A 10,197-nucleotide genomic window follows, 5' to 3' on the forward strand; every position below is an offset into this window, starting at 1 on the left:
ACATGGGGAATGCAGGACGAATCCATTTTTTGCAACGGGCGGAGGACAATCACAGTTGATCTGCCCGGGTCAGGGTTTGACATCATATGCTGGCAAACCAGCTGCATGCGCAATACGTGGCCTGTTGTCTTCTACTACGGTCAGGGCTTCAACTTCCTGCATGCCAGCGAGAGAGCGTCGTGTCAGGGCATGGTATTGCGCCGTACCTTCAGCTTTCCAGGCAATTTCTTCATCGCGCAAAATGCGCACCACACGCGCAGGCGCTCCCATGACCAGGCTACGAGGGGGGATGGCAGAACCAGCTTTGATGAAGGACATGGCGGCAACTATTGATGACTCACCAATGACAGTATTATCCATGATGACCGCATTCATACCGACCAGTGCATTGCGGCCTACACGGCAGCCATGCAATACGGCGCCATGACCGATATGGCCGTTTTGCTCGACGATGGTTTCGCTATCAGGAAAGCCATGCATCACGCATGTGTCTTGCACATTTGCACCGCGCTCCAGTATTACACGGCCAAAATCCCCGCGCAGACTGGCAGACGGGCCAACATAACAATCCGGCCCGACTATCACATCACCAATCAGCGTAGCACTGGGATGTACATAGGCAGTGGGGTCTATGACCGGTATGACACCATCAATCGCATATACTTTCATATCTGGCCCCTATCACAACATATCTGATCACATTCAGCCGTGCTCAAACCCGCTCGATGATCAAGGCTATTCCCTGCCCCACGCCTATGCACATGGTACACAAGGCGTAACGACCATTGATGCGTTCCAGCTGGTTCAGGGCGGTGGTCACCAGGCGCGCACCGGAAGCACCCAAAGGATGGCCTATCGCAATTGCACCACCGTTCGGGTTCACCTGCAGGGCGTCATCAGCCAGGCCCAGGTCACGCATGACTGCCAGTCCCTGGGCTGCAAAGGCTTCATTGAGCTCAATAACGTCCATCTGCGCCAGACTGAGGCCAGTCTGTGCCAGCAACTTACGGGTTGCCGGCGCTGGGCCGAAACCCATAATACGCGGTGCCAGGCCAGCCGTGGCCATGCCGACAAAGCGGGCACGCGGCTTCAAGCCATGCTGTACGAGCGCAGCATCAGATGCCAGCAACAAGGCACAGGAACCATCATTGACGCCGGATGCATTACCTGCCGTAACCGTGCCATCAGGTCTGACCACTCCCTTCAGGCGCGCCAGCATGGCGATATCTGTATCAGGTCGCGGATGCTCATCGGTTGTAAACAACAGATTGTCACCTTTTTTTTGCTCAATGCTGACGGGTAGGATTTCTTTGTCGAAAAAACCTGCTGCGTGGGCTGCCGCCCAGCGTTGCTGACTGCGCAGGGCAAAGGCGTCCTGATCGGCACGTGATACACCAAATTGTTCTGCAACGTTCTCTGCTGTTTCGGGCATGGAATCTATGCCATACCTGCTCTTCATGACGGCATTCACAAAGCGCCAGCCTATGGTGGTGTCTTCTATCCTGGCCGTTCGTGAAAAGGCACTGTCGGCCTTAGCCATGACAAAGGGGGCGCGCGTCATGCTTTCAACACCACCGGCAATGACCAGCGATGCCTCACCTGATTTGATGGCACGCCCTGCTATGCCAACTGCATCAAGGCTGGAACCACACAGGCGATTAATTGTATTCGCCGGCACTTCAACCGGCAAACCGGCCAGCAAAGCTGCCATGCGCCCTACATTGCGATTGTCTTCGCCGGCCTGATTAGCGCACCCATAGTGCACGTCATCGAGCAGGCTCCAATCCACACCGGAATTACGTTCCATCAGTGCCTTGATAGGCAAGGCTGCCAGATCATCTGCGCGCAGGCTGGCCATGGCGCCGCCATAGCGGGCAAAAGGGGTTCTGATTGCGTCGCAAATCCATGCGTTCATGTGTCGTCCTTGTTTTTTTTAATGTAGTTTTACTGTAAGCACGCCCACATGCACAGAATAGTCAGGTCTTGGGACGCTTATCGACAACACGCCTGGCCTTACCCACCATCGTCCGCTCTATGCTGTTGGCAGCCAGTATGTTGACATGACAACTGACACCAATAAAGGTTTTTATGTGATGTGTCAGTTGTTGATTCAAATTAGCCACATCCTGTTCAGATATGTTCCCTGAGATTTCCGGGCGTAATTCGGCCATTATATCGAGTTTGTCGAGATGCCCGTCCCGGCTCACGATCAGTTGATATTGGGGTGCAAGTTGCGGATGTTTGAGTATCAGCTCTTCAACCTGACTGGGAAAGAGATTGACGCCACGTATGATCAGCATGTCATCAGAGCGTCCGGTGATTTTACCCATGCGACGCATCGCCCGTGAAGTCGGCGGCAGCAAGCGCGTGAGGTCGCGCGTACGATAGCGTATGACAGGAAAAGCTTCTTTGCTCAGCGAAGTGAAAACCAACTCACCTTCTTCGCCATCAGGCAAAACTTCACCCGTATCAGGGTTGATGATCTCCGGATAGAAGTGATCTTCCCATATCACCGGCCCGTCCTTGCTTTCTATGCATTCACTGGCAACGCCCGGCCCCATGACTTCAGACAGGCCGTAAATGTCGACAGCATCAATACCGGCTCGGGTTTCGATTTCTGTACGCATGGCTTCCGTCCATGGCTCTGCACCAAAGATGCCTATCCTCAGTGATGTGTCTGCCGCAGCAATACCCTGACGCGTCATTTCTTCAACAATATTGAGCATATAGGAAGGCGTTACCATGATGATATCAGGCTTAAAATCCTGTATCAGTTGCACCTGCTTTTCAGTCTGCCCGCCAGACATGGGTATCACGGTGCATCCCAGGCGTTCTGCGCCGTAGTGAGCGCCAAGGCCACCGGTAAACAGGCCATAGCCGTAAGAAACCTGGACAATATCACCAGCCCGCCCACCGGCAGCACGGATTGAACGCGCCACCAGGTCCGCCCAGTTGCTTATGTCTTTTTGCGTATAACCGACGACTGTGGGTTTGCCAGTCGTCCCGCTTGACGCATGCACACGTACGACTTGTTCGCGCGGCACGGCAAACATGCCAAACGGATAATTGTCACGCAATTCCTTCTTGCCCGTGAAGGGGAATTTTGCCAGGTCAGCCAGACTCTTCAAATCATCGGGATGAACACCGGCAGCATCAAAACTGGCGCGATAGTGTGGCACATGTTGATAAACATGATTGAGCGTCCATTTCAGGCGCTGCAATTGCAGGGCCTGCAATTCATCCTTGCTTGCTGTTTCTATTGCATCCAGACCTGCTGCAGTTTTTCTGTCTGTATTGTCTGACATTCCTGGTCTCCTGCCGGTTTTAATCTAAAGGTCGATCGCCTGCCCTGGTCCTCTACTTTACTCTGTTGCAGCCTGTTGCAATATCAGTCCTGGTACTACCTCACCGTTAAGTTGATGTGATTTACCACGAAATAATGCTATCACCTGCCCATTTTGATTGGTCAGACGCGCATCGTAGATACCGGTACGCCCCGTCAATGATTGCTCTGTCGCGGTGGCCGTGATCACATCCCCTTCGCGCCCTGGCGCCAGGAAGTCTATACTGCAGCCGGCGGCAACGGTAACCTTGTTGCGGCTATTGCAGGCAAAGGCAAATGCGCTGTCGGCCAGGGTAAACAAATAGCCCCCATGGCAAGTCTGGTGGCCATTGAGCATGAATGGCCCGACGCACATGCTCAGCGTCGCCCTGCCCTCAGCCACAGACAGTATCTGCATATCCAGTCCACGGCTGGCAGCATCACTGGCGAACATCGCGGCCGCTGTCATTTCAGCCATCTGCTGACTGTCTTTTGCCACCTTCTGTGTGGAATTCATGCTCTTATTTCCCGAGGAATTGTGGCGCACGTTTTTCCATGAAGGCAGCAACACCTTCACGATAATCATGGCTTTGCCCCAATTCGCGCATCATGGCGGTTTCCAGCGCCAACTGTTGCTCCAGGCTGTTTTGCGAACTGGCATAGATGGCCTGCTTGGTCAAAGCCAGCCCCATGGTTGGCGCCGAGGCAAAATGCCTGGCCAGGTTCATGGTCTCCTCCTGCAATTGCAGGTCATCGACGCATTTCCAGATCAACCCCCATTGCTCAGCCTGTTCTGCCGTGATTTTTGCTCCGAGCATGGCTGCGCCCATGGCACGTGCTGTTCCCAGGGCGCGTGGCAGGAAGTAGGTGCCACCTGTATCGGGTATCAGACCCAGCTTGCAAAACACTTCAACAAAACTGGCTGAACGAGCAGCCAGTACAATGTCACAAGCCAGAGGCAAGTTTGCCCCGGCACCGGCAGCAACACCGTTGACGGCGCATATCACGGGTATGGGCAGATTGCGCAGAGCCAGTACCAGTGGTGAATAGTACTTTTCAACCGAAGCGCCCAGGTCAGGGGCTTCACCTTCAGCTGAGACGGCACGATCAGACAAATCCTGGCCGGCACAAAAACCACGACCGGCACCGGTCAACACCATCACGCGCACGCTATCATCAGCACGTATGGCAGCCAACGCGGCTTGAATCTCCAGATGCATGGCAACGGTGAAACTATTGAGCTTGTCCGGACGATTCAGGGTCAGATGGGCAATGCCATCCCTGATGTCAAACAGAATATTGGCATAAGTCATTCAATTCTCACTATCAAAATCAAGGGTCAAGGTATCACTGACAGGAAAGCTTTGGCATGTCAGTACAAATCCGCGTGCTATTTCATAGTCTTCAAGCGCGTAATTCCTGTCCATATCAACCTTGCCTTCAATGATCTTGCAGCGGCATGTGGAACAAACGCCACCCTTACAAGAATAACGCATGTCATGGCCAAGCTTCAATGCAGCATCGAGCACTGACTCCCTGTCTTTTTCCATCTCGAAGTGAGTGTGATGACCATCCATGATCACCGTTACGGCACAACTGGCTTTGCCCGGCAAAGGCTTGGCACTGGCAACATGCTTATGCGCTGGTATGCTGGCGGCAAATAGCTCGACTTTGATCTTGTCCCTGGACATGCCATTTTTTTGCAACGAAGCACTGACTGCGTGCATCATGTCTTCCGGTCCACAGATAAAGGCAGCATCAAAGTCAGAAACAGCGATCCATTTATCAAACAGGTCATTACATTTATCTTCAGTAATGCGGCCATTGAACAAGGCGATATCCTGCTGCTCACGGCTCATGATGTAGATCAGGTTCAATCGTTGCAAGAAGCTGTCTTTGAGTGCAGCCAGTTCTTCCTTGAACATGACAGCAGAAGAGGCGCGGTTGCCATAGACCAGGGTAAACCGACTATGCGGCTCGCTCAATAAGGTGGTCTTGATGATGGACAAAATTGGTGTAATGCCGCTACCGGCGGTAAACGCGAGGTAATGATGTTTCTGCTCCGCGGCCAGCGGCAAGTTGAAATGCCCCATGGGAGGCATGACATCAATACTCATGCCCGCACTTAGCCCTTCATGTACCCAGTTGGAAAATACTCCTCCCTGCACGCGCTTGACTGCCACACGCAATTGCGCATCCTGTACTGCCGCACAAATCGAATAAGAACGCCTGACATCCTGCCCGTCTATCTGCGCCCGCAGAGTCAGATGCTGCCCTTCTTTATACAAAAACTGTGGCCTCAAATCAGCAGGAACTGAAAAACTGAGCACCAGTGCATCACGAGTCTCGGGCCGGATATCGCTGACGGTCAGTGGATAAAACTTGCTCATGCGTTTATTCTCCAGGCGGATTATTTATATTCTTAATGCGAAATTCTTAATGCGGCTTGAAATAGTCAAACGGTTCCAGACAAGAGCGGCATTTATATAGCGCCTTGCAGGACGTGGAACCAAACTGGCTGACCAGTTGCGTCTGATCTGAACCGCATTGCGGGCACACAATGGCAATATCGTCCTGCCTGGGCCGCAGAATAGCGCTGATATCGATGACCTGCTGTTGCGGAGGGGCGATACCGTAGTCACGGAGTTTCCGCTTGCCCTCCGCTGTCATCCAGTCGGTGCTCCAGGCTGGCGACAACTGGTAAATGACGTGGACAGCGTGCAGGCCATGCGTCCGCAATTGCGCACGGATTTCCTGCTCGATGACGTCCATTGCCGGGCACCCGGAATAGGTAGGCGTAATCGTGATCGCACATTGCGCTTGTTTACCCTGCTTGGGTGTCAGCAGTTCCACTTTTCGGACTATTCCCAGGTCCGTCACCGATATGACAGGTATCTCAGGATCATTGACCTCACCCAGCCACTGCCAGATTTGTTCAGGAGTAGCAGCAATCTCATCAGACAAACTTACCATTGCGCCCCCGGGTAGGCACGCTGCAAAAACTGCATCTCGGCCAGAAGATATCCCATATGTTCTGTATGCACTCCCTGTTTGCCACCTTTGTGCATCCAGCTATTGGCATCGGGCAAACGCAAGGTAGCATCAGCCGCAACGCTTGCCACATGCGCCACCCATGCCTGCCTGATCATAGCCAGATCAGGCGCAATACCCGCACCATGCATGGCCAGGTCAAGCTCATCAGCAACCGACATTTCACCTGTAAAACGCCAGAGCTCATCGAGTGCAGCCTGCATCAGTTGATGACTCAAGTCGCTACCATCGCCAAGACGGACCAGCAGGTCGCTGCTGCGGCGCAGATGGTACGTGACCTCTTTCAATGATTTGGCAGCAATAGCTGCAATGCGCTCATCACCGGAAGCGCACAAGGCTTGCAGATAGTGGTAATGCCATGCATCAAACAGAAACTGCCGTGTCATGGTGTCTGCATAGTTGCCGTTTGGTTGTTCCAGCAGCAGAAAATTATGAAACTGGTGAGCATCACGCAAAAAAGCCAGGTCATCTTCAGTACGCCCCTTGCCCTCAAGTTCAGCGGCATAGGCATACCACAACCTGGCCTGGCCTATCAGGTCCAGGGCCACATTGGTCAGGGCCATATCCTCTTCCAAAGCAGGGCCCTTGCCACACCATTGCGACAGGCGCTGACTCAGGATCAGCGCATTGTCTGCCAAACGTAAAACATAATTGAACTTATCATCTGACATGTCAATTCTCCGTACAGAAATTGGGTAAGCAGCGGGACATTATTCAGAGATTCTTGACTTCTTCCGGCATGGGGAAAAAAGTCGGATGACGGTACACCTTGCTGTCTGAAGGTTCAAACAAAGCCTCCTTGTCACCAGGACTGCTGGCAAAAATGTCACCGGCGCGTGCCACCCAGATGCTTACACCTTCATTACGACGGGTATACACATCACGTGCATGATTGATCGCCATTTCGGCATCAGGTGCGTGCAAGCTACCGACGTGCTTGTGCGCCAGACCATGCTGACTGCGGATGAAAACTTCCCATAATGGCCATTCTTTACTCATGATTTCTCTCCACTATTTTTTGCATCTCATGCCCGGACAGGTTGTTTTTTCTGCTCATGCTTGTCTGCATGTGCCTGCAGAGCATCGCGAAACCAGGCGCCATCTTCATAAGCCTTGACGCGTGTGCGCAGACGTTCACGATTACAAGGCCCATTCCCCTTCAGGACTTGATAAAACTCGTCCCAATCAATTTCGCCAAAATCGTAATGACCACGCTCTTCATTCCACTTGATTGCAGGGTCAGGTAATTCCAGTCCAAGATATTCAATTTGCGGCACAGTCTGATCGACCATGCGCTGACGCAATTCATCATTGGAAAATAATTTGATGCGCCATTGCGCCGATTGTGCGCTATTGACTGAAGCAGCATCCGAGGGGCCAAACATCATCAGCGCTGGCCACCAGTAGCGATTCAAGGCATCCTGGGCCATGGCTTTTTGCTCTGCCGTACCGCGGCAAAGCGTCATCATGATGTCGTAACCCTGACGTGCATGGAAAGACTCCTCCTTGCAGACACGTATCATGGCGCGCGCATAAGGGCCGTAAGAGCAACGACACAGGGGAATCTGGTTGATGATGGCAGAGCCGTCAACCAGCCAGCCGATTGCCCCCATATCTGCCCAGCTCAGTGTCGGGTAATTGAAAATACTCGAATACTTTGCTTTGCCGCTGTGCAAATCGGCCAATAAGCTGTCGCGCGACACACCCAGGGTTTCTGCTGCGCTGTAAAGATAAAGTCCATGACCTGCCTCATCCTGGATTTTTGCCAACAAGATGGATTTACGTTTCAGGGTGGGCGCACGTGTTACCCAGTTGCCTTCAGGCAATTGGCCAACGATCTCTGAATGCGCATGTTGGGAAATCTGCCTGATCAGGGTTTTCCTGTAAGCATCCGGCATCCAGTCCTTGGCTTCAATCTTGACACCGGCATCTATCCTTTCCTGGAAAATGCGCTCTGCTTCAGTCAACTCCTCTGTCGTCTTAATCCGGGTCAGTCCGGTTTCTACCAACTGTGCGTACATGAGAAAACTCCTTCGTCCCTGATCATAGGGAATGGAATACTGGTTTGCGATTGATCTGCATCAATAAATAATATGATACAGTTTTTTATAAAACAAAACATATTTTGTATCATTTTAATTTCAAACCAGGCTTTTTATCCCGCGACACATTCACCATAGGTAAAATCTGTCTAACTAGAATATGAGCCAATAATCTCACCGCATGCCAACTGCCTTAAAAATTCAGGAATGGATAGACCAGCAACTGAAAAGTGACCCGCCAAGGGCGAAATCCCTGGTCATGACAGTTTTTGGCGATGCCATCGCCCCACATGGAGGCAGTATCTGGTTAGGTAGCCTGATCTCACTCATGGGCCACTTTGAGATCAGCGACAGACTGGTACGCACCAGTGTTTTCAGGCTGGCAGAAGAAGGCTGGCTGGAAGCCAGACGTGATGGCCGACGCAGCAGCTATCAACTGGCAGAGTCCAGCTATGCCCGCCTCCAGCATGCCTACAAGCGTGTCTACGCATCGCAAAATACTGACTGGGATCAACATTGGACCCTGTTGATCATGAATAGTGACGACAATGTTGCGGGCAATAGAGCCAGTTTAAAGAAAGAATTATCCTGGGCAGGTTTTCGCATGATCAATACCGGCATCTTTGCACATCCGCAGGCAGACATGACGGTACTGGAAGATATCCTGAAACGTAATGGTCTGACAGATCAATTAATAATTTGCAATGCCACTGACAATGAAAAAATCCAGGGACGTCCACTTTCATCATTGATTGCCACACATTGGCAACTCGATGAAGTCAATGCCAGTTATCAGCATTTTATAGCGACATTTTCGCCACTGTCGGCTTTGCTTGACAGGTATGAACTGGCTGAGCAAGCTGCTTTTACCATACGCAGTTTATTGATACACAGCTTTCGCCGTGCGCAATTGCATGATCCGCATTTACCTCTCAGCTTGAGGCCCGATGACTGGATGGGAGAGCAGGCTTACCTGCTCTGCCGCCAGCTTTACCAGACTTGCATGGTGCCAGCGGAAGAATTACTTAAAACGGCGCTAGACCAGAACTACAGGTCTGAAGCCTGGCTGCATTTGCGCAAGAGGTTTGAAATCGCCGCTTGAAAGTCGCCATTCGACAAGCAGCAAAACTTACTTGGCAACATCGGGTAATAGGGGTTTTATTTCGCGTGTGCCATCCCATTCCAGCCAATCTGCACCAAACAATTCCACTGGATGTGCTGTCCTGTCTGCTCCATTACCACATATAAGTTTATCGGCCGCACAATACTTGTCGCAACCCCAGCATATACGCTCGGGATTTTTAGGAAGAATAGGAAATTTTTTTGTCATGTGGGCCACAACGCATCTGCATCACAGATTATGCAGCAGAGCTCATGGTTTGAGTTTTATAACTTCAGGAAACCTGCTTCAGATCAAAACAGTTGATGGCTGCAGGTTGTTAGCGATCAGATTATTGATGTTAGTGTCGGCACACCATGCCCCATTTCACATGAACGGCATCACGCTTTCCAAGCGTGTATTCCTGGCACATGCCAGACCTTCGACAGGCAGACATATAGCCTGAAGGAAATCACCCATAAACCACCTGATTGCAAAAGAGTGCGGGGTTGCGAAGCAGGCTGGCACGGGAGGATCACGATTCACGACCATGGTTGAACGATGAAACAGTGGGGGTACAGTGAGGATAGCCCTGATCGAGACGAGAGAGCAGAAGGCCAGTCGCGTGATCGTTGCGAGGAGGGTGAATTGGTGAATTGGTTGTTGGAGCTATTGAAATTTTA

At 51.8% G+C, this 10,197-nt stretch carries 12 protein-coding genes; 1 reads left to right on the forward strand and 11 read right to left on the reverse strand.

The window, feature by feature from the left end; all coding sequences use genetic code 11:
* Positions 1–69 precede the first annotated feature (69 nt).
* The 10 genes from LZ463_RS08340 to paaA all read right to left on the reverse strand — a co-directional run bounded on the left by LZ463_RS08340 (position 70) and on the right by paaA (position 8,394).
* Entirely contained in the window at positions 70–669 is a 600-nt protein-coding gene (locus LZ463_RS08340; protein ID WP_241455136.1) for a phenylacetic acid degradation protein PaaY, read from the reverse strand.
* Between the two features lie 43 nt (positions 670–712).
* Positions 713–1,915: a 3-oxoadipyl-CoA thiolase gene (pcaF, locus tag LZ463_RS08345; protein WP_241455137.1), complete on the reverse strand. Its 1,203-nt coding sequence runs from the start codon at positions 1,913–1,915 to the stop codon at positions 713–715.
* Positions 1,916–1,976: 61 nt separating this feature from the next.
* On the reverse strand, positions 1,977–3,305 hold the full coding sequence (gene paaK, locus LZ463_RS08350; protein WP_241455138.1) for a phenylacetate--CoA ligase PaaK: 1,329 nt from the start codon (positions 3,303–3,305) through the stop codon (positions 1,977–1,979).
* Positions 3,306–3,362: 57 nt separating this feature from the next.
* Positions 3,363–3,839 (reverse strand): hydroxyphenylacetyl-CoA thioesterase PaaI, encoded by a 477-nt coding sequence (gene paaI, locus LZ463_RS08355; RefSeq protein WP_241455139.1) that lies wholly within the window; start codon positions 3,837–3,839, stop codon positions 3,363–3,365.
* Positions 3,840–3,843: 4 nt separating this feature from the next.
* Positions 3,844–4,635, reverse strand: a complete 792-nt coding sequence (gene paaG, locus LZ463_RS08360; protein WP_241455140.1) for a 2-(1,2-epoxy-1,2-dihydrophenyl)acetyl-CoA isomerase PaaG — start codon at positions 4,633–4,635, stop codon at positions 3,844–3,846.
* A complete protein-coding gene (gene paaE / locus LZ463_RS08365) occupies positions 4,636–5,712 on the reverse strand; it encodes a 1,2-phenylacetyl-CoA epoxidase subunit PaaE (RefSeq protein ID WP_241455141.1) in 1,077 nt (358 codons plus the stop codon).
* A gap of 46 nt (positions 5,713–5,758) precedes the next feature.
* Positions 5,759–6,295, reverse strand: coding sequence for a 1,2-phenylacetyl-CoA epoxidase subunit PaaD (gene paaD / locus LZ463_RS08370; protein WP_241455142.1), 537 nt, complete (start codon positions 6,293–6,295; stop codon positions 5,759–5,761).
* Entirely contained in the window at positions 6,289–7,044 is a 756-nt protein-coding gene (gene paaC / locus LZ463_RS08375; RefSeq protein ID WP_241455143.1) for a 1,2-phenylacetyl-CoA epoxidase subunit PaaC, read from the reverse strand. The genes paaD and paaC overlap by 7 nt, the downstream gene beginning before the upstream one ends.
* 43 nt (positions 7,045–7,087) lie before the next feature.
* Positions 7,088–7,372, reverse strand: a complete 285-nt coding sequence (gene paaB / locus LZ463_RS08380; RefSeq protein ID WP_241455144.1) for a 1,2-phenylacetyl-CoA epoxidase subunit PaaB — start codon at positions 7,370–7,372, stop codon at positions 7,088–7,090.
* A 26-nt stretch (positions 7,373–7,398) separates the two neighbouring features.
* Positions 7,399–8,394: a 1,2-phenylacetyl-CoA epoxidase subunit PaaA gene (paaA, locus tag LZ463_RS08385; RefSeq protein ID WP_241455145.1), complete on the reverse strand. Its 996-nt coding sequence runs from the start codon at positions 8,392–8,394 to the stop codon at positions 7,399–7,401.
* A 202-nt stretch (positions 8,395–8,596) separates the two neighbouring features.
* Here paaA and paaX point away from each other — a divergent pair, with 202 nt between their 5' ends.
* Positions 8,597–9,517 (forward strand): phenylacetic acid degradation operon negative regulatory protein PaaX, encoded by a 921-nt coding sequence (gene paaX, locus LZ463_RS08390; protein ID WP_241455146.1) that lies wholly within the window; start codon positions 8,597–8,599, stop codon positions 9,515–9,517.
* Positions 9,518–9,544: 27 nt separating this feature from the next.
* Here the strand turns inward: paaX and LZ463_RS08395 are convergent, their stop codons facing one another.
* On the reverse strand, positions 9,545–9,745 hold the full coding sequence (locus tag LZ463_RS08395; protein WP_241455147.1) for a DUF3079 domain-containing protein: 201 nt from the start codon (positions 9,743–9,745) through the stop codon (positions 9,545–9,547).
* Positions 9,746–10,197: the final 452 nt, after the last annotated feature.

The sequence above is a fragment of the Undibacterium paludis genome (assembly GCF_022568815.1).
In the GTDB taxonomy this organism is placed as follows: Bacteria; Pseudomonadota; Gammaproteobacteria; order Burkholderiales; family Burkholderiaceae_D; genus Undibacterium.